Here is an 18,788-nt window from a genome sequence, read left to right on the forward strand (position 1 = left end):
GATGCAGAGTGAAGCGATGAGGAGCGGGACAATCGAGCTCAGTCTGCGGCGCGCGATCGACGATGCGACGGCCACCCTCGCCGAAGCCGGAATCGATTCCGCGCGTTGGGATGCCGAGGAGCTGGCCGCGCATGTGGCGGGCGTCGACCGTGGCCGCCTGGCCTTGCTCGACTCACCCGGCGAGGACTTTCTCGGACGGTACCGCGACGCCGTGGCCGTCCGTTCGCGACGTGTGCCGCTGCAACATCTGCTGGGGACGGCGGCGTTCGGTCCGGTGCTGCTGCGCGTGGGCCCCGGCGTGTTCACGCCGCGGCCCGAAACCGAGGCGATGATCGAATGGGCCGGCGCGCAACAACTTCCGCCGCGGCCGGTGATCGTCGACCTGTGCACCGGCTCCGGCGCCTTGGCGGTGGCGCTGGCCCACCAGCGGGCCGAACGGGGTCAGGAGGCACGAATCGTCGCGCTCGACAATTCCGATGCCGCCCTGGAGTACGCGCGCCGCAATGCCGAGGGCACGGCGATCGAGATCGTGCGGGCCGACGTCACCGAACCCGGCCTGCTTCCCGAGCTGGACGGATGGGTCGACTTGGTCGTGGCCAACCCGCCCTATGTTCCCGACGGTGCGGTACTGGATCCTGAAGTCGCCCAGCATGATCCCCACCAGGCGGTGTTCGGCGGTCCGGACGGCATGGCGGTGATCGTTCCGATAGTGCGCCTCGCCGGCCGTTGGCTGCGTCCCGGAGGGCTGATCGGCATCGAGCATGACGACACCACCTCACGCGAAACGGTGGAATTGTTCAATCGCACGGGACTTTTCGAGGACGTCCGGGCGCGGCAGGACCTGACCGGCCGGCCGCGGTTCGTGACGGCGCGGAGGAAGGGCAGCGACGAGGGGGAGTGGCGCCCATGACCGACGTCTTTGACTGCGCCGATCCCGACCAGCGCGCGCTCGGAATCGCCGCGGCGGCAGGGGCTCTCAAGGGAGGGCGCCTCGTGGTCATGCCGACCGACACCGTGTACGGCATCGGTGCCGACGCGTTCAACAGCGCCGCGGTCTCGGCGCTGCTCTCGGCAAAGGGGCGGGGCCGTGACATGCCGGTGGGCGTGCTGGTCGGGTCCTGGCACACCATCGAGGGACTCGTCTACACCATGCCGACGGGCGCCCGCGATCTGATCCGCGCGTTCTGGCCCGGCGCGCTCAGCCTGGTGGTGACGCAGGCGCCGTCGTTGCAGTGGGACCTCGGCGATGCCCGCGGCACGGTGATGCTGCGGATGCCGCTGCACCCAATCGCGATCGAGCTGCTGCGTGAGGTGGGCCCGCTGGCGGTCTCGAGCGCCAATATCTCCGGCCGAGCGGCCGCCGTGGACGCCGGCGAGGCGCGCGATCAGCTCGGCGATCTCGTCGACGTCTACCTGGAAGCGGGTCCGTCCGAGCAGGGTGCCGCCTCCACGATCGTGGACCTCACCGGTGCCGCGCCACGCATCCTGCGGCAGGGCCCGGTGAGTGCGGAGCGCATCGCCGAAGTGCTCGGTATCGATCCTGAGAGCCTGACCGCGCAGGCCTGACTGGAGCGGTTGTCGAGCTCCCAGGTTTGTGCACTACGGTCTCGTTGGTGTCCAGCGACGTGACCAACCTTGCCGGTGGTTTACTCGCCCTTTCCGATCGCGGCGCCGGTGTTCCGCTCCGCGAGCTGGCCCTGGTGGGATTGACCGCCGCGATCATCACCTATTTCGCCACCGGACCGGTACGCGTGTTGGCGACCCGGCTGGGTGCGGTCGCCTATCCGCGGGAGCGCGACGTCCACGTGACGCCGACCCCGCGCATGGGCGGGCTGGCGATGTTCCTCGGCGTCATCACCGCCGTGTTTTTGGCCTCCCAGCTTCCGGCGCTCACGCGTGGCTTCGTCTACTCCACCGGCATGCCCGCGGTCCTGGTGGCCGGCGCGGTCATCATGGGGATCGGACTGATCGATGACCGGTGGGGCCTGGATGCCCTGACCAAGTTCGCCGGCCAGATCACCGCGGCCAGCGTGCTGGTCACCATGGGCGTGGCCTGGAGCGTGCTGTACATCCCCATGGGCGGCGTCGGCACCATCGTGCTCGACCAGGCGTCGTCGATCCTGCTGACCCTGGCGCTGACGGTGTCGGTGGTCAACGCGATGAACTTCGTCGACGGGCTCGACGGTCTGGCCGCCGGGCTGGGCCTCATCACCGCGTTGGCGATCTGCATGTTCTCGGTCGGGCTGCTCCGCGACCACGGCGGCGACGTCCTCTTCTATCCGCCGGCGGTGATCTCGGTGGTGCTCGCCGGGGCGTGCCTGGGCTTTCTGCCGCACAACTTTCATCGCGCCAAGATCTTCATGGGCGACTCCGGCTCGATGCTGATCGGCCTGATGCTCGCGGCCGCCTCCACCACGGCGGCCGGCCCGGTGTCCCAGAACGCCTACGGCGCCCGTGACGTGTTTGCCCTGCTGTCTCCCTTCCTGCTGGTGGCCGCGGTGATCTTCGTGCCGATGCTCGACTTGCTGCTGGCGATCGTGCGTCGCACCCGCGCGGGACGCAGCGCGTTCAGCCCCGACAAGATGCACCTGCATCACCGGTTGCTGCAGATCGGCCATTCCCACCGCCGCGTGGTCCTGCTGATCTATGTATGGGTCGGCATCGTCGCGTTCGGCGCGGCGAGCACGATCTTTTTCCGTCCGCGCGACACCGCCGCGGTCATGCTGGGCGCCATCGTGGTCGCCGGCGTCGCGACGGCGATCCCGCTTTTGCGCCGGGGCGGCGACTACTACGACGAGGAGTAGTAGTAGGGCCCCGTTGTGTGGTACGGTCCAGGTAGAACCCCAAAAAGCCGCACAGGCGACCGGCCCCTCGGAAGCACATCCGATCGGGCTGGTTCAAGACCGGCCTCGGGAGATACCCCTTGGGTGATTCAACTGTGACGTGCGATACGCTCGGCGGGCCACCGATCAGTCGGTCGGGGGGTTCCCGTTTCACCAACCTGGGATTGAGGTGCTGCAGTGACGACACCAGCGCAGGACGCGCCGTTGGTGTTTCCCTCTGTTGCTTTCCGTCCGGTTCGGCTCTTCGCGATCAGCATTGGCATCACCGCGGTAGCGGTGCTCGCCGCCGGACTGTCCGGCCACCTGATGGTCGGCGTCTTCTTCGGGATCGGGCTGCTGCTGGGTTTGCTCAATGCGGTACTGGTGCGTCGCTCCGTTGAGTCGATCACCGCGAAAGACCACCCGCTGAAAAGGTCGATGGCGGTCAACTCGGCGTCCCGGCTGGCCATCATCACCGTCGTCGGGCTGATCATCGCCTACGTGTTCCGGCCCGCCGGCCTGGGCGTGGTGTTCGGATTGGCGCTTTTCCAGATCCTTTTGGTGGCATCGACAGCGCTGCCGGTATGGAAGAAGCTGCGCGCCGGCGACTGGGCGGAATCCGCGGACGGTGCCGGAGGCGGCGTCAACGCAGGATCGGAAGGTACGGAAGGAAGGAACACCACCGATGCCTGAGACGACGTTCCTGGCCGAGGCCGCGATCGAGGTTGGTGACCACAACCATGCCACCTGGCTCGGCATGACCGTCAACACCGACACCATCATGTCGACGGGAATCGCCGCGCTGGTCGTGCTCGCGCTCGCCTTCTTCCTGCGGGCGAAGATCACCTCGACGGGTGTCCCGAGCGGCGTTCAGTTGTTCTGGGAGGCCATCACGGTCCAGATGCGCGACCAGATCGAGAGCGCCGTCGGCATGCGGATCGCGCCGTTCGTGCTGCCGCTGGCCGTCACCATCTTCGTGTTCATCCTGATCTCCAACTGGCTGTCGGTGCTCCCGCTGCAATACACCGACTCCTCGGGGCACACCACCGAGCTGCTGAAGTCGGCGGCGGCAGACATCAATTACGTGCTGGCGCTAGCCCTTTTCGTCTTCGTCTGCTACCACGTGGCCGGCATCTGGCGTCGCGGCGTCGTCGGACACCCGCTCGCCGTGCTCAAAGGCCACGTGGCGTTCCTGGCGCCGATCAACGTCGTCGAGGAGCTGGCCAAGCCAATCTCCTTGTCACTCCGACTTTTCGGCAACATCTTCGCCGGTGGCATCCTGGTCGCGCTGATCGCGTTGTTCCCGCCGTACATCATGTGGGCGCCCAACGCGATCTGGAAAGCCTTCGACCTGTTCGTCGGCGCGATCCAGGCCTTCATCTTCTCGATTCTGACCATCTTGTACTTCAGTCAGGCGATGGAGATCGAGGATCACCATGACTAAAGCCATCACGAATTGTTTTGTCCCACGCACCATTACAGAGGCCTGGTAGACCCCTACCAGATATCAAGGAGGATAAGAATGGCTCTGGACCCCCAAGTCGCTGCCGCTGCACTCATCGGCGGTGGACTCATCATGGGCGGCGGCGCGATCGGTGCCGGTATCGGTGACGGTATCGCCGGTAACGCGCTGGTTTCCGGCATCGCCCGGCAGCCCGAGGCGCAAGGCCGGCTGTTTACGCCGTTCTTCATCACCGTCGGTCTGGTTGAGGCGGCCTACTTCATCAACCTGGCCTTCATGGCGCTGTTCGTCTTCGCCACGCCCGTCGGCACCTAGTTCGCTGTGATGGGTGACGCGAGCCTGAGCGTTCTGGCGTCCAGCCAGGTGGTGGCAGAGGGAGGCAACAACTTCCTCGTTCCCAACGGCACCTTCTTCTTCGTGCTGGCCATCTTCCTGATCGTGCTGGCCGTCATCGGCACGTTCGTCGTGCCGCCGGTCATGAAGGTGTTGCGCGAGCGCGACGCGATGGTCGCCAAGACGGCCGCCGACACCAAGAAGGCGGCCGAGCAGTTCGAAGCCGCCCAGGCCGATTACGAAGAAGCCATGACCGAAGCCCGAGTGCAGGCGTCGTCGTTGCGCGACAACGCCCGCGCCGAGGGCCGTAAGGTCGTGGAAGACGCGCGGGCCCGGGCCGAGCAAGAGGTGATGTCGACGTTGCAGCTGGCCGCCCAGCAACTGAAGCGGGAAAGGGACGCCGTGGAACTGGATTTGCGTGCCAACGTGGCGTCCATGTCGGCGACGTTGGCCAGTCGGATCCTCGGCGTCGACGTTGCCCCCGCTGCAGCGACCACATCCGCAACCAAGACATCCGGACGGTAATTACGTATGTCGACTTTTATCGGCCAGTTGGTGGGCTTTGCGGCCATCGTGTTCCTGGTGGTGCGCTATGTCGTGCCGCCGGTGCGTCGGTTGATGGCCGCGCGGCAAGCCGCGGTGCGCCAACAATTGAAGGACGCGGCCGCGGCGAGCGATCGGTTGACCGAGTCGACCACCGCGCACAGCAAGGCCGTGGAGGACGCCAAGGCGGAGTCGAAACGCGTTGTCGAAGAGGCGGAGTCGGACTCCAAGCGCATCGCCGAGCAGTTGGGGGCTCAGGCCGGCGTGGAGGCGGAACGCATCAGGTCGCAGGGCGGTCGCCAGGTCGACCTGCTGCGTACCCAGTTGACCCGTCAGCTGCGTCTGGAACTCGGTCACGAAGCGGTGCGCCAGGCCGGCGAGTTGGTGCGTAACTTCGTCGCCGACTCCGCGCAGCAATCGGCCACGGTGGATCGATTCCTCGATGATCTCGACGCGATGGCGCCCGTAGGCGCCGACGTCCAATATCCGCTGATGACCGAGATGCGCTCGTCGAGCCGCGTCGCGCTGACCAAGCTGGCGGAGCGATTCAGCACTATCGCCAAAGACCTTGACAACAAGGCACTTTCCACCCTATCCGGGGAACTGGTCGCGGTGGCCCAGGTGCTGGATCGCGAAATCGTCGTCACGCGGTATCTGACCCAGCCCGCCGAGGACGGGTCACCTCGGGCCCGGTTGATCGAGCGGTTGTTCACCGGCAAGGTCGGTGACCCCACCCTTGACGTGCTGCGCTCAGCCGCCTCGGAGCGGTGGTCGGCCAACTCCGACCTCATCTCCGCCCTCGAGCACGTGTCGCGGCAGGCGTTGCTCGAGGTTGCCGAGCGCGAGGACAAGGTCGACGAGATCGAAGAGCAGCTGTTCCGATTCTCGCGCATTCTGGACGCGCAACCGCGTCTGGCCATCTTGTTGGGCGACTACGCCGTTCCGGTAGAAGGGCGAGTTGGGCTGCTGCGCAAGGTGCTCGACAGCGCGAACACCCGGGTCAACCCGATCTTGGCCGCCCTGCTGACCCAGACGATCGAGTTGCTCAGGGGCCGGCCGGCCGAGGAGGCCATTCAGTTCCTGGCGAAGGTTGCGGTGGCGCGCCGCGGCGAAGTCGTCGCGCACGTCAGTGCGGCAGCCGACCTGAGCGACGCCCAGCGCACCCGCCTCACCGAGGTGCTCAGCCGCATCTACGGTCACCCGGTCGCGGTCCAGTTGCAGATCGACAGCGAACTGCTGGGCGGCCTGCTCATCGCCGTGGCCGACGAAGTGATCGACGGGTCACTCGCGTCCCGTCTGACTGCGGCCGAGGCGCAGTTGCCCGACTGACCACCCCAGACCAACCACAACCCCATTCCGACGCACGCGTTACGAAGATCAAGTAGGAAGACGAAAAGCCATGGCCGAGTTGACAATCTCCGCTGATGACATTCAGGGCGCGATCGAGGAGTACGTAGGCTCTTTCACCTCCGACACCTCCCGCGAAGAGGTCGGTACCGTCGTCGACGCCGGTGACGGCATCGCCCACGTCGAGGGCCTGCCGTCCGTGATGACCCAGGAACTGCTCGAGTTCCCCGGCGGCGTGCTCGGTGTCGCGCTCAACCTCGACGAGCACAGCGTCGGCGCGGTGATCCTGGGTGACTTCGAGAAGATCGAAGAGGGCCAGCAGGTCAAGCGCACCGGCGAGGTCCTCTCGGTCCCCGTCGGTGACGGGTTCCTGGGCCGTGTGGTCAACCCGCTGGGCCAGCCGATCGACGGCCAGGGCGACATCGAAACCGACGTGCGGCGCGCGCTGGAGATCCAGGCGCCCTCGGTGGTTCAGCGGCAAAGCGTGAGAGAGCCACTGCAGACCGGAATCAAGGCCATCGACGCGATGACGCCGATCGGTCGCGGGCAGCGCCAGCTGATCATCGGCGACCGCAAGACCGGCAAGACCGCCGTCTGCGTCGACACCATCCTCAACCAGCGGCAGAACTGGGAGACCGGCGACGAGCGCAAGCAGGTGCGCTGCGTGTACGTGGCCATCGGCCAGAAGGGCACCACGATCGCCTCGGTCCGGCGCGCGCTCGAGGAGGGCGGCGCGATGGACTACACCACGATCGTCGCGGCGCCGGCCTCCGACTCCGCCGGGTTCAAATGGCTTGCGCCTTATACGGGTTCGGCGATCGCCCAGCACTGGATGTACGACGGCAAGCACGTGCTGATCGTCTTCGACGACCTGAGCAAGCAGGCGGAGGCCTACCGCGCGATCTCGCTGCTGCTGCGCCGCCCGCCCGGCCGCGAGGCCTACCCGGGTGACGTGTTCTACCTGCACTCAAGGCTTTTGGAGCGCTGCGCCAAGCTTTCCGACGAACTCGGTGGCGGCTCGATGACCGGTTTGCCGATCATCGAGACGAAGGCCAACGACATCTCGGCCTACATTCCCACCAACGTCATCTCGATCACCGACGGACAGTGCTTCCTCGAGTCCGATCTGTTCAACCAGGGTGTGCGGCCGGCCATCAACGTCGGTGTCTCGGTGTCCCGGGTGGGCGGTGCCGCGCAGATCAAGGCGATGAAGGAAGTGGCGGGTTCGCTGCGTTTGGACCTGTCGCAATTCCGCGAGTTGGAATCGTTCGCCGCCTTCGCCTCCGACCTCGACGCGACGTCGAAGGCTCAGCTGGACCGTGGTGCACGCTTGGTGGAGTTGCTCAAGCAGCCGCAGTACCAGCCCATGCCCGTTGAGGAGCAGGTGATTTCGATCTTCCTCGGCACCGGTGGCCACCTGGACTCGGTACCCGTCGAGGACGTCCGGCGCTTCGAAACCGAGTTGCTGGACCACATCCGGGCCTCGGAAGAGAAGATCTTGTCCGGGATCCGCGATTCCCAGAAGCTCTCCGACGAGTCGGCCGAGGAACTCGAAAAGGTCATCAACAACTTCAAGAAGGGCTTCGCCGCCACCGGTGGTGGATCGGTGGTGCCCGACGAGCACGTCGAAGCGCTCGATGAGGGCGAGCTGGAAAAGGAATCGGTGAAGGTCAACAAGCCTGCGCCCAAGAAGAAGGCAAAGAAGTAGCAACCTATGGCTGCCACACTTCGTGAATTGCGCGGACGCATCCGCTCGGCCGGGTCGATCAAAAAGATCACCAAGGCCCAGGAGATGATCGCCACATCGCGCATTGGAAAGGCGCAGGCCCGGCTGGAAGCCGCCCGGCCTTATGCGTTCCAGCTCACCGCGATGCTCACCACCCTGTCGGCCGAAGCCGCACTGGATCATCCGCTGTTGGTCGAGCGACCGGAACCCAAGCGGGTCGCCGTCGTGGTGGTGTCGTCCGACCGTGGCTTGTGCGGTGCGTACAACTCCAGCATCTTTCGCCGCTCTGAGGAGTTGTTCTCCCTGCTGAGGGACGCCGGTAAGACGCCGGTGCTCTATACGGTCGGCCGGAAAGCGCTGAACTACTTCACATTCCGCAACTGGGATATCACCGAGTCATGGACGGGCTTCTCCGAGCAGCCCAAGTACGAGAACGCCGCCGAGATCGGTGAGACGTTGGTCGACGCGTTCATGAAGGGCACCGGCGATCAGGATCAGCAGTCGGATGGCGGCGAGGGCGTCGACGAACTGCACATCGTCTACTCGGAATTCAAGTCGATGATGTCTCAGGCGGCGGTGGCCCACCGGATCGCCCCCATGGTCGTCGAGTATGTCGAGGAGCAACCGGAAGTGCGCACCCTGTATTCGTTCGAACCGGATGCGACAACGCTTTTCGAGTCGTTGTTGCCGCGATACCTGACCACCCGGGTGTACGAGGCGCTGCTCGAATCCTCCGCATCGGAGCTGGCCTCACGCCAGCGCGCGATGAAGTCGGCCACCGACAACGCGGACGACCTGATCAAGGCCCTGACGCTGATGGCGAACCGCGAGCGGCAGGCCCAGATCACCCAGGAGATTAGCGAAATCGTCGGTGGCGCAAACGCGCTCGCCGATGCGCGCTAGATAGGCCCCACGAGGAAGCGAAGAAAATGACTGCTACAGACGAAAAGACTGCAAAGTCGACCAAGAACGACACCAGCGGCCGCGTGGTACGGGTTACCGGACCGGTCGTCGACGTCGAGTTCCCTCGGGGTTCCGTGCCGGAACTGTTCAACGCGCTGCACGCGGAGATCTCGTTCGAGGAATTGGCGAAGACCCTCACGCTTGAGGTCGCCCAGCACCTCGGGGACAACCTGGTGCGCACCATCTCGCTGCAGCCCACCGACGGCCTCGTTCGCGGTGTCGAGGTGACCGACACCGGTCGCTCCATCTCGGTGCCGGTCGGCCAGGAGGTCAAGGGCCACGTGTTCAACGCGCTGGGCCACTGCCTGGACAAGCCGGGGTACGGAGAGGACTTCGAGCACTGGTCGATCCACCGCAAGCCGCCGCCGTTCGAAGAGCTCGAGCCTCGTACCGAGATGCTCGAGACGGGCCTGAAGGTCGTCGACCTGCTGACCCCGTACGTGCGTGGTGGCAAGATCGCGCTGTTCGGTGGTGCGGGTGTGGGCAAGACGGTGCTCATCCAGGAGATGATCAACCGTATTGCCCGCAACTTCGGTGGCACGTCGGTGTTCGCCGGGGTGGGGGAGCGCACCCGTGAGGGCAACGACCTCTGGGTCGAGCTGCAGGAAGCCAACGTGCTCAAGGACACCGCGCTGGTGTTCGGCCAGATGGACGAGCCGCCCGGCACCCGTATGCGGGTGGCGCTGTCCGCGCTGACGATGGCGGAGTGGTTCCGCGACGAGGCCGGCCAGGACGTGCTGCTGTTCATCGACAACATCTTCCGGTTCACCCAGGCCGGTTCGGAGGTGTCGACGCTGCTCGGCCGCATGCCGTCCGCCGTGGGTTACCAGCCCACGCTGGCCGACGAGATGGGCGAGCTGCAGGAGCGCATCACCTCGACGCGCGGCAAGTCGATTACGTCGATGCAGGCGGTGTACGTGCCCGCTGACGACTACACCGACCCGGCGCCCGCGACGACGTTCGCGCACCTGGACGCCACCACCGAGCTGTCGCGCGCGGTGTTCTCCAAGGGCATCTTCCCCGCGGTGGACCCGCTGGCGTCCAGCTCGACCATCCTTGACCCGGGTGTGGTCGGCGACGAGCACTACGCCGTGGCGCAGGAGGTCATCCGAATCCTGCAGCGCTACAAGGATCTTCAGGACATCATCGCGATCCTTGGTATCGACGAGCTGGCCGAGGAGGACAAGCAGCTGGTGCAGCGGGCCCGGCGCATCGAGCGCTTCCTGTCGCAGAACATGATGGCGGCCGAGCAGTTCACCGGCCAGCCGGGTTCCACGGTTCCGCTGAAGGAGACCATCGAGGCGTTCGACCGCCTGACCAAGGGCGAGTTCGACCACGTGCCCGAGCAGGCGTTCTTCTTGATCGGTGGTCTGGACGACCTGGCCAAGAAGGCCGAGAGCCTTGGTGCCAAGCTCTAATTCGCAGCTGGATCGGAACGGATCGAAAGGTGGTGTGGAGTGGCCGAATTGAACGTCGAGATAGTCGCCGTCGACCGAAGGATCTGGTCGGGTGAGGCGACGTTCCTCTTCACCCGCACCACCGTCGGTGAGATCGGCATCATGCCGCGGCACATCCCGCTGGTGGCGCAGTTGGTCGACGACGCAATGGTGCGCGTCGAACGAGAAGGCGAAGACGATCTGCGGGTCGCGGTGGACGGCGGATTCTTGTCCGTCACCGAGGAATCAGTGACAATCCTCGCCGAATCCGCCGAGTTCGAGTCGGAGATCGACGAGAGCGCCGCCAAAGAGGATTCTGAGTCTGACGATCCGCGCATCGCCGCCAGGGGGCGTGCGAGATTGCGCGCCGTCGGCGCGATCGACTAATCGCCGATGAGCGCGCCCATGATCGGCATGGTCGTGCTCGTCGTCGTGCTGGCGAGCGCCGTCGTCGCGCTGAGTTATCGGCTGTGGAAGCTGCGTCAGGGCGGCACGGCGGGGATCATGCGAGACATTCCCGCGGTGGGTGGTCACGGCTGGCGACACGGGGTAATCCGTTACCGCGGCGGCGAAGCCGCGTTCTACCGGCTTTCCAGCCTGCGACTGTGGCCGGATCGACGGCTCAGCCGGCGCGGCGTGGAGATCGTGGCCCGGCGCGCGCCGCGCGGCGACGAGTTCGACATCATGACCGACGAGATCGTCGTCATCGAGTTGCGCGATACCACCCAGGACCGCAGGTCTGGCTACGAGATCGCTTTCGACAAGGGCGCATTGACCGCGTTCCTGTCTTGGCTGGAGTCGCGTCCGTCGCCGCGTTCCCGTCGGCGCAGTATCTAGGTCGCACTAACTTGCGGTGGCTCCTCCGCCGCCCGGCTTCCACAGCACATCGCCGTCGGGGTTGGCCACGCGCGACAGGATGAACAGCAGATCCGATAGCCGGTTCAGGTATTTCGCGGGTAAGACGTTGACCTGCTGCGGGGCGGCATCGATCGCGGCCCACGCCGAGCGCTCGGCCCGGCGCACCACCGTGCGGGCGACGTGCAAGAACGCCGACAACGGCGAACCTCCCGGCAGCACAAAGGAATTCAGCTTCGGCAACGATTCGTTATATGTGTCACACCACTTTTCGAGCCGGTCGATGTAGGGCTGGGTGACCCGCAGCGGTGGGTATTCGGGGTTTTCCACCACCGGGGTGGACAGGTCCGCGCCGGCGTCGAAGAGATCATTCTGGATCTGGCGTAACACCGCCTTGAGCTCGTCGTCGGGCTGACCGATGGCGACGGCGACGCCGATCGCCGAGTTGGCCTCGTCGCAGTCGGCGTAGGCCACCAGGCGGGGGTCGGTTTTGGGGACCCGCGAGAAATCGCTCAATCCCGTCGTGCCGTCGTCCCCGGTCCGCGTGTAGATGCGAGTCAGATGCACTGCCATGCGCAAAACGGTACTGCGGCGCGTGCAGGGGCCACGACTTGGCTCGATGGCTTGACTCCTCCTCCCTCCGCTCCGCGGAGCGCGTCGTCATCAAGCGGGCTCGATGGCTTGACTCCTCCTCGCTCCGCTCCGCGCAAAGCTGGCCGACTGACAAGCCGATACCCCTTCACTAGACTGACGCGGGTGGCTGAGCGATTCGTGGTGACCGGCGGCAACCGGTTGTCCGGCGAAGTCGCGGTGGGGGGCGCAAAGAACAGCGTGCTCAAGCTGATGGCCGCGGCGTTGTTGGCCGAAGGCACCAGCACCATCACCAACTGCCCCGACATCCTCGATGTACCGCTGATGGCCGAGGTGCTGCGCGGCCTCGGTGCCACCGTGGAACTCGACGGCGACGTCGCCCGAATCACCTCACCCGATGAGCCGAAATACGATGCCGACTTCGCCGCGGTGCGACAGTTCCGGGCTTCGGTGTGCGTACTGGGGCCACTGGTCGGTCGGTGTAAGCGGGCCCGCGTCGCCCTTCCCGGCGGAGACGCCATCGGGTCGCGGCCGCTGGACATGCACCAGGCCGGCCTGCGCCAGCTGGGCGCGCAATGCAATATCGAGCACGGATGCGTGGTGGCGCAGGCGGATACGTTGCGCGGCGCGGAGATTCAGTTGGAGTTTCCGTCGGTGGGGGCCACCGAGAACATCCTGATGGCCGCGGTCGTGGCGGAAGGCGTGACCACGATCCACAACGCCGCGCGCGAACCGGACGTCGTCGATCTGTGCACGATGTTGAACCAGATGGGCGCGCAGGTCGAAGGCGCGGGTTCGCCGACGATGACCATCACGGGCGTCCCGCGGCTGCACCCGACCGAACATCGCGTCATCGGGGATCGCATCGTCGCCGCCACGTGGGGCATCGCCGCCGCGATGACCCGCGGAGACATCTCCGTCACCGGCGTCGACCCCGGGCACCTGCAGGTTGTGCTGCACAAACTGCACGACGCCGGCGCCACGGTCACCCAAACGGACGACAGCTTCCGGGTGGCCCAGTACGAGCGCCCGAAGGCCGTCAACGTCGCGACCCTGCCGTTTCCCGGCTTTCCCACCGACCTGCAGCCCATGGCGATCGCGCTGGCATCGATCGCCGATGGCACGTCGATGATCACCGAGAACGTATTCGAGGCCCGCTTTCGTTTTGTCGAGGAAATGATCCGGCTGGGCGCCGACGCCCGCACCGACGGGCACCACGCCGTCGTGCGCGGACTGCCGCAATTGTCGAGCGCGCCGGTGTGGTGTTCGGACATTCGGGCCGGCGCCGGCCTGGTGTTGGCGGGGCTCGTCGCCGACGGAGACACCGAGGTACACGACGTCTTCCACATCGATCGCGGCTACCCGTTGTTCGTGGAAAACCTGGCGATTTTGGGAGCGGAGATCGAGCGGGTAGAGTAACCAAAGTCAGTGCCCCACAAGCGCGATCACCAACGCGAAGGTGGACGAGAGCGGGGCCTTGACTCCCTCGCTGGATTGGTACTAGCCTGGCACGGCTGCTCCCGACTCGGTCTCTGGAAGACCAAAACTGGGAGTTGACTCCACTGCCGGATCTGTATTAAGCTGGCAGGGTTGCCCCAAAACGGGCGAAACAAGTGTTGTTTGAGAACTCAATAGTGTGTTTGGTCTTTTTATTTGTTGTTGTTTTTTTGGCCATACCTAGCACTCCCCGTGTGTGGGTATGGCAATTTTTGATGCCAGTTATTTGGTGTCTTGTCAGGTATCTCTGATTTGAAATTCACCTCGTTCATCGAGGAGTTTTTGTTTGGAGAGTTTGATCCTGGCTCAGGACGAACGCTGGCGGCGTGCTTAACACATGCAAGTCGAACGGAAAGGCCCCTTCGGGGGTACTCGAGTGGCGAACGGGTGAGTAACACGTGGGCAATCTGCCCTGCACTTCGGGATAAGCCTGGGAAACTGGGTCTAATACCGGATAGGACCTTTAGACGCATGTCTTTTGGTGGAAAGCTTTTGCGGTGTGGGATGGGCCCGCGGCCTATCAGCTTGTTGGTGGGGTGATGGCCTACCAAGGCGACGACGGGTAGCCGGCCTGAGAGGGTGTCCGGCCACACTGGGACTGAGATACGGCCCAGACTCCTACGGGAGGCAGCAGTGGGGAATATTGCACAATGGGCGCAAGCCTGATGCAGCGACGCCGCGTGGGGGATGACGGCCTTCGGGTTGTAAACCTCTTTCACCATCGACGAAGGTTCGGGTTTTCTCGGATTGACGGTAGGTGGAGAAGAAGCACCGGCCAACTACGTGCCAGCAGCCGCGGTAATACGTAGGGTGCGAGCGTTGTCCGGAATTACTGGGCGTAAAGAGCTCGTAGGTGGTTTGTCGCGTTGTTCGTGAAATCTCACGGCTTAACTGTGAGCGTGCGGGCGATACGGGCAGACTAGAGTACTGCAGGGGAGACTGGAATTCCTGGTGTAGCGGTGGAATGCGCAGATATCAGGAGGAACACCGGTGGCGAAGGCGGGTCTCTGGGCAGTAACTGACGCTGAGGAGCGAAAGCGTGGGGAGCGAACAGGATTAGATACCCTGGTAGTCCACGCCGTAAACGGTGGGTACTAGGTGTGGGTTTCCTTCCTTGGGATCCGTGCCGTAGCTAACGCATTAAGTACCCCGCCTGGGGAGTACGGCCGCAAGGCTAAAACTCAAAGGAATTGACGGGGGCCCGCACAAGCGGCGGAGCATGTGGATTAATTCGATGCAACGCGAAGAACCTTACCTGGGTTTGACATGCACAGGACGCGTCTAGAGATAGGCGTTCCCTTGTGGCCTGTGTGCAGGTGGTGCATGGCTGTCGTCAGCTCGTGTCGTGAGATGTTGGGTTAAGTCCCGCAACGAGCGCAACCCTTGTCTCATGTTGCCAGCGGGTAATGCCGGGGACTCGTGAGAGACTGCCGGGGTCAACTCGGAGGAAGGTGGGGATGACGTCAAGTCATCATGCCCCTTATGTCCAGGGCTTCACACATGCTACAATGGCCGGTACAAAGGGCTGCGATGCCGCAAGGTTAAGCGAATCCTTTTAAAGCCGGTCTCAGTTCGGATTGGGGTCTGCAACTCGACCCCATGAAGTCGGAGTCGCTAGTAATCGCAGATCAGCAACGCTGCGGTGAATACGTTCCCGGGCCTTGTACACACCGCCCGTCACGTCATGAAAGTCGGTAACACCCGAAGCCAGTGGCCTAACCCTTGGGAGGGAGCTGTCGAAGGTGGGATCGGCGATTGGGACGAAGTCGTAACAAGGTAGCCGTACCGGAAGGTGCGGCTGGATCACCTCCTTTCTAAGGAGCACCACGAAAAGCACTCCAATTGGTGGGGTGCGAGCCGTGAGGGGTTGTCGTCTGTAGTGGACGGGAGCCGGGTGCACAACAGCAAATGATTGCCAGACACACTATTGGGCCCTGAGACAACACTCGGTCGATCCGTGTGGAGTCCCTCCATCTTGGTGGTGGGGTGTGGTGTTTGAGTATTGGATAGTGGTTGCGAGCATCTAGATGAGCGCGTAGTCCTTCGTGGCTGATGCGTTCATCGAAATGTGTAATTTCTTCTTTGGTTTTTGTGTGTAAGTAAGTGTTTAAGGGCGCATGGTGGATGCCTTGGCATCGAGAGCCGATGAAGGACGTGGGAGGCTGCGATATGCCTCGGGGAGCTGTCAACCGAGCATTGATCCGAGGATTTCCGAATGGGGAAACCCAGCACGAGTGATGTCGTGTTACCCGCATCTGAATATATAGGGTGCGGGAGGGAACGCGGGGAAGTGAAACATCTCAGTACCCGTAGGAGAAGAAAACAATTGTGATTCCGTCAGTAGTGGCGAGCGAACGCGGAACAGGCTAAACCGCACATATGTGTAACCGGGTAGGGGTTGTGTGTGCGGGGTTGTGGGAGGATACGTCTCAGCTCTACCTGGCTGAGGGGTAGTCAGAAAGTGTCGTGGTTAGCGGAAGTGGTCTGGGATGGCCTGCCGTAGACGGTGAGAGCCCGGTACGCGAAAACCCGTCACCTACCTTGTATCAATTCCCGAGTAGCAGCGGGCCCGTGGAATCTGCTGTGAATCTGCCGGGACCACCCGGTAAGCCTAAATACTTCTCGATGACCGATAGCGGATTAGTACCGTGAGGGAATGGTGAAAAGTACCCCGGGAGGGGAGTGAAATAGTACCTGAAACCGTGTGCCTACAATCCGTCAGAGCCTCCTTGTGGGGTGATGGCGTGCCTTTTGAAGAATGAGCCTGCGAGTCAGGGACACGTCGCGAGGTTAACCCGTGCGGGGTAGCCGCAGCGAAAGCGAGTCTGAATAGGGCGCATCCCCTTTGGGGTGTAGTGGCGTGTTCTGGACCCGAAGCGGAGTGATCTACCCATGGCCAGGGTGAAGCGCGGGTAAGACCGCGTGGAGGCCCGAACCCACTTAGGTTGAAGACTGAGGGGATGAGCTGTGGGTAGGGGTGAAAGGCCAATCAAACTCCGTGATAGCTGGTTCTCCCCGAAATGCATTTAGGTGCAGCGTTGCGTGGTTCACCACGGAGGTAGAGCTACTGGATGGCCGATGGGCCCTACTAGGTTACTGACGTCAGCCAAACTCCGAATGCCGTGGTGTAAAGCGTGGCAGTGAGACGGCGGGGGATAAGCTCCGTACGTCGAAAGGGAAACAGCCCAGATCGCCGGCTAAGGCCCCTAAGCGTGTGCTAAGTGGAAAAGGATGTGTAGTCGCAGAGACAACCAGGAGGTTGGCTTAGAAGCAGCCACCCTTGAAAGAGTGCGTAATAGCTCACTGGTCAAGTGATTATGCGCCGATAATGTAGCGGGGCTCAAGCACACCGCCGAAGCCGCGGCACATTCACGTCTACGTGGATGTGGGTAGGGGAGCGTCCCTCATTCAGCGAAGCCTCCGGGTAACCGGTGGTGGAGGGTGGGGGAGTGAGAATGCAGGCATGAGTAGCGATAAGGCAAGTGAGAACCTTGCCCGCCGTAAGACCAAGGGTTCCTGGGCCAGGCCAGTCCGCCCAGGGTGAGTCGGGACCTAAGGCGAGGCCGACAGGCGTAGTCGATGGACAACGGGTTGATATTCCCGTACCCGTGTATGGGCGTCCCTGATGAATCAGCGGTACTAACCACCCAAAACCGCAGCGACTTGATCCCTTCGGGGTGATGGCGCTGTGGGGCTGCGTGGGACCTTCGCTGGTAGTAGTCAAGCAATGGGGTGACGCAGGAAGGTAGCCGTACCAGTCAGTGGTAATACTGGGGCAAGCCTGTAGGGAGAGCGATAGGCAAATCCGTCGCTCGTTAATCCTGAGAGGTGATGCATAGCCGGTTGAGGTGAATTCGGTGATCCTCTGCTGCCAAGAAAAGCCTCTAGCGAGCACATACACGGCCCGTACCCCAAACCAACACAGGTGGTCAGGTAGAGAATACCAAGGCGTACGAGATAACTATGGTTAAGGAACTCGGCAAAATACCCCCGTAACTTCGGGAGAAGGGGGGCCGGAATACCGTGAACACCCTTGCGGTGGGAGCGGGATCCGGCCGCAGAAACCAGTGGGTAGCGACTGTTTACTAAAAACACAGGTCCGTGCGAAGTCGCAAGACGATGTATACGGACTGACGCCTGCCCGGTGCTGGAAGGTTAAGAGGACCCGTTAACCGTAAGGTGAAGCGGAGAATTTAAGCCCCAGTAAACGGCGGTGGTAACTATAACCATCCTAAGGTAGCGAAATTCCTTGTCGGGTAAGTTCCGACCTGCACGAATGGCGTAACGACTTCCCAACTGTCTCAACCATAGACTCGGCGAAATTGCACTACGAGTAAAGATGCTCGTTACGCGCGGCAGGACGAAAAGACCCCGGGACCTTCACTACAACTTGGTATTGGTGTTCGGTACGGTTTGTGTAGGATAGGTGGGAGACTGTGAAATACAGACGCCAGTTTGTATGGAGTCGTTGTTGAAATACCACTCTGATCGTATTGGACACCTAACGTCGAACCGTATATCCGGTTCACGGACAGTGCCTGGTGGGTAGTTTAACTGGGGCGGTTGCCTCCTAAAATGTAACGGAGGCGCCCAAAGGTTCCCTCAACCTGGACGGCAATCAGGTGTTGAGTGTAAGTGCACAAGGGAGCTTGACTGCGAGACTTACAAGTCAAGCAGGGACGAAAGTCGGGACTAGTGATCCGGCACCCCCGAGTGGAAGGGGTGTCGCTCAACGGATAAAAGGTACCCCGGGGATAACAGGCTGATCTTCCCCAAGAGTCCATATCGACGGGATGGTTTGGCACCTCGATGTCGGCTCGTCGCATCCTGGGGCTGGAGCAGGTCCCAAGGGTTGGGCTGTTCGCCCATTAAAGCGGCACGCGAGCTGGGTTTAGAACGTCGTGAGACAGTTCGGTCTCTATCCGCCGCGCGCGTCAGAAACTTGAGGAAACCTGTCCCTAGTACGAGAGGACCGGGACGGACGAACCTCTGGTATACCAGTTGTTCCACCAGGAGCACGGCTGGATAGCCACGTTCGGACAGGATAACCGCTGAAAGCATCTAAGCGGGAAACCTTCTCCAAGATCAGGTTTCTCACCCTTTTAGAGGGATAAGGCCCCCCGCAGACCACGGGATCGATAGGTCAGACCTGGAAGCTCAGTAATGAGTGCAGGGAACTGGCACTAACCGGCCGAAAACTTACCAACACACAA

The 18,788-nt window shown here is 63.0% G+C and carries 15 protein-coding genes and 2 rRNA genes; 16 read left to right on the plus strand and 1 reads right to left on the minus strand.

Annotated features, from left to right (window positions below; all coding sequences use genetic code 11):
* Nucleotides 1-16 precede the first annotated feature (16 nt).
* From prmC to G6N26_RS24555, 13 genes are all read left to right on the plus strand, one after another.
* The gene (gene prmC, locus G6N26_RS24495) at nt 17-910 is read left to right on the plus strand and encodes a peptide chain release factor N(5)-glutamine methyltransferase (RefSeq protein WP_083020340.1); all 894 of its coding nucleotides are present in this window, start codon (nt 17-19) and stop codon (nt 908-910) included.
* Nucleotides 907-1,566, plus strand: a complete 660-nt coding sequence (locus G6N26_RS24500; protein ID WP_083020327.1) for an L-threonylcarbamoyladenylate synthase — start codon at nt 907-909, stop codon at nt 1,564-1,566. Before prmC ends, G6N26_RS24500 begins: the two co-directional genes overlap by 4 nt.
* A 26-nt stretch (nt 1,567-1,592) precedes the next feature.
* The gene (gene rfe / locus G6N26_RS24505) at nt 1,593-2,804 is read left to right on the plus strand and encodes a UDP-N-acetylglucosamine--decaprenyl-phosphate N-acetylglucosaminephosphotransferase (protein ID WP_083020326.1); all 1,212 of its coding nucleotides are present in this window, start codon (nt 1,593-1,595) and stop codon (nt 2,802-2,804) included.
* Between the two features lie 216 nt (nt 2,805-3,020).
* Nucleotides 3,021-3,515 carry an ATP synthase subunit I gene (locus tag G6N26_RS24510; RefSeq protein ID WP_067174920.1) on the plus strand — a complete coding sequence of 165 codons (495 nt, stop codon included), beginning with the start codon at nt 3,021-3,023 and terminating at the stop codon, nt 3,513-3,515.
* Entirely contained in the window at nt 3,508-4,266 is a 759-nt protein-coding gene (atpB, locus tag G6N26_RS24515; RefSeq protein WP_067174922.1) for a F0F1 ATP synthase subunit A, read from the plus strand. Before G6N26_RS24510 ends, atpB begins: the two co-directional genes overlap by 8 nt.
* Nucleotides 4,267-4,350: 84 nt before the next feature.
* Entirely contained in the window at nt 4,351-4,599 is a 249-nt protein-coding gene (locus G6N26_RS24520; RefSeq protein WP_024636915.1) for a F0F1 ATP synthase subunit C, read from the plus strand.
* 9 nt (nt 4,600-4,608) lie between these two features.
* Entirely contained in the window at nt 4,609-5,142 is a 534-nt protein-coding gene (locus G6N26_RS24525; RefSeq protein WP_067174923.1) for a F0F1 ATP synthase subunit B, read from the plus strand.
* 6 nt (nt 5,143-5,148) lie between these two features.
* Complete coding sequence (locus G6N26_RS24530) at nt 5,149-6,489, plus strand: F0F1 ATP synthase subunit B/delta (RefSeq protein WP_083020325.1); 1,341 nt, start codon at nt 5,149-5,151, stop codon at nt 6,487-6,489.
* A 70-nt stretch (nt 6,490-6,559) separates the two neighbouring features.
* The gene (gene atpA, locus G6N26_RS24535) at nt 6,560-8,215 is read left to right on the plus strand and encodes a F0F1 ATP synthase subunit alpha (RefSeq protein ID WP_083020324.1); all 1,656 of its coding nucleotides are present in this window, start codon (nt 6,560-6,562) and stop codon (nt 8,213-8,215) included.
* Nucleotides 8,216-8,221: 6 nt separating this feature from the next.
* A complete protein-coding gene (locus G6N26_RS24540; RefSeq protein ID WP_067174930.1) occupies nt 8,222-9,136 on the plus strand; it encodes a F0F1 ATP synthase subunit gamma in 915 nt (304 codons plus the stop codon).
* 26 nt (nt 9,137-9,162) lie between these two features.
* Nucleotides 9,163-10,614, plus strand: a complete 1,452-nt coding sequence (atpD, locus tag G6N26_RS24545) for a F0F1 ATP synthase subunit beta (protein WP_067174932.1) — start codon at nt 9,163-9,165, stop codon at nt 10,612-10,614.
* A gap of 39 nt (nt 10,615-10,653) precedes the next feature.
* Complete coding sequence (locus G6N26_RS24550; protein WP_083020323.1) at nt 10,654-11,019, plus strand: F0F1 ATP synthase subunit epsilon; 366 nt, start codon at nt 10,654-10,656, stop codon at nt 11,017-11,019.
* 6 nt (nt 11,020-11,025) lie between these two features.
* Entirely contained in the window at nt 11,026-11,469 is a 444-nt protein-coding gene (locus G6N26_RS24555) for a DUF2550 domain-containing protein (protein ID WP_067174936.1), read from the plus strand.
* Nucleotides 11,470-11,475: 6 nt separating this feature from the next.
* On the opposite strand, the gene G6N26_RS24560 is transcribed toward G6N26_RS24555, so the two are convergent.
* Nucleotides 11,476-12,060, minus strand: a complete 585-nt coding sequence (locus tag G6N26_RS24560; RefSeq protein WP_083020322.1) for a cob(I)yrinic acid a,c-diamide adenosyltransferase — start codon at nt 12,058-12,060, stop codon at nt 11,476-11,478.
* A 183-nt stretch (nt 12,061-12,243) separates the two neighbouring features.
* On the opposite strand from G6N26_RS24560, the gene murA reads away from it, so the two are divergent.
* The 3 genes from murA to G6N26_RS24575 all read left to right on the plus strand — a co-directional run bounded on the left by murA (nt 12,244) and on the right by G6N26_RS24575 (nt 18,782).
* Nucleotides 12,244-13,497: a UDP-N-acetylglucosamine 1-carboxyvinyltransferase gene (gene murA / locus G6N26_RS24565; RefSeq protein WP_067174938.1), complete on the plus strand. Its 1,254-nt coding sequence runs from the start codon at nt 12,244-12,246 to the stop codon at nt 13,495-13,497.
* A 361-nt stretch (nt 13,498-13,858) separates the two neighbouring features.
* Nucleotides 13,859-15,389, plus strand: a 16S ribosomal RNA gene (locus G6N26_RS24570).
* Between the two features lie 283 nt (nt 15,390-15,672).
* Nucleotides 15,673-18,782 (plus strand): 23S ribosomal RNA (locus G6N26_RS24575).
* The 16S and 23S rRNA genes sit together here, the layout of an rRNA operon.
* The last annotated feature ends 6 nt before the right edge of the window (nt 18,783-18,788 follow it).

It is taken from the genome of Mycobacterium marseillense, assembly GCF_010731675.1.
GTDB lineage: Bacteria > Actinomycetota > Actinomycetes > Mycobacteriales > Mycobacteriaceae > Mycobacterium > Mycobacterium marseillense.

Coding starts and splice junctions, on each gene's coding strand:
- prmC (WP_083020340.1), top strand. CDS start 17: ATGAGGAGCGGGACAATCGAGCTCAGTCTGCGGCGCGCGATCGACGAT.
- G6N26_RS24500 (WP_083020327.1), top strand. CDS start 907: ATGACCGACGTCTTTGACTGCGCCGATCCCGACCAGCGCGCGCTCGGA.
- atpB (WP_067174922.1), top strand. CDS start 3,508: ATGCCTGAGACGACGTTCCTGGCCGAGGCCGCGATCGAGGTTGGTGAC.
- G6N26_RS24525 (WP_067174923.1), top strand. CDS start 4,609: ATGGGTGACGCGAGCCTGAGCGTTCTGGCGTCCAGCCAGGTGGTGGCA.
- G6N26_RS24530 (WP_083020325.1), top strand. CDS start 5,149: ATGTCGACTTTTATCGGCCAGTTGGTGGGCTTTGCGGCCATCGTGTTC.
- atpA (WP_083020324.1), top strand. CDS start 6,560: ATGGCCGAGTTGACAATCTCCGCTGATGACATTCAGGGCGCGATCGAG.
- G6N26_RS24540 (WP_067174930.1), top strand. CDS start 8,222: ATGGCTGCCACACTTCGTGAATTGCGCGGACGCATCCGCTCGGCCGGG.
- atpD (WP_067174932.1), top strand. CDS start 9,163: ATGACTGCTACAGACGAAAAGACTGCAAAGTCGACCAAGAACGACACC.
- G6N26_RS24555 (WP_067174936.1), top strand. CDS start 11,026: ATGAGCGCGCCCATGATCGGCATGGTCGTGCTCGTCGTCGTGCTGGCG.
- G6N26_RS24560 (WP_083020322.1), bottom strand. CDS start 12,060: ATGGCAGTGCATCTGACTCGCATCTACACGCGGACCGGGGACGACGGC.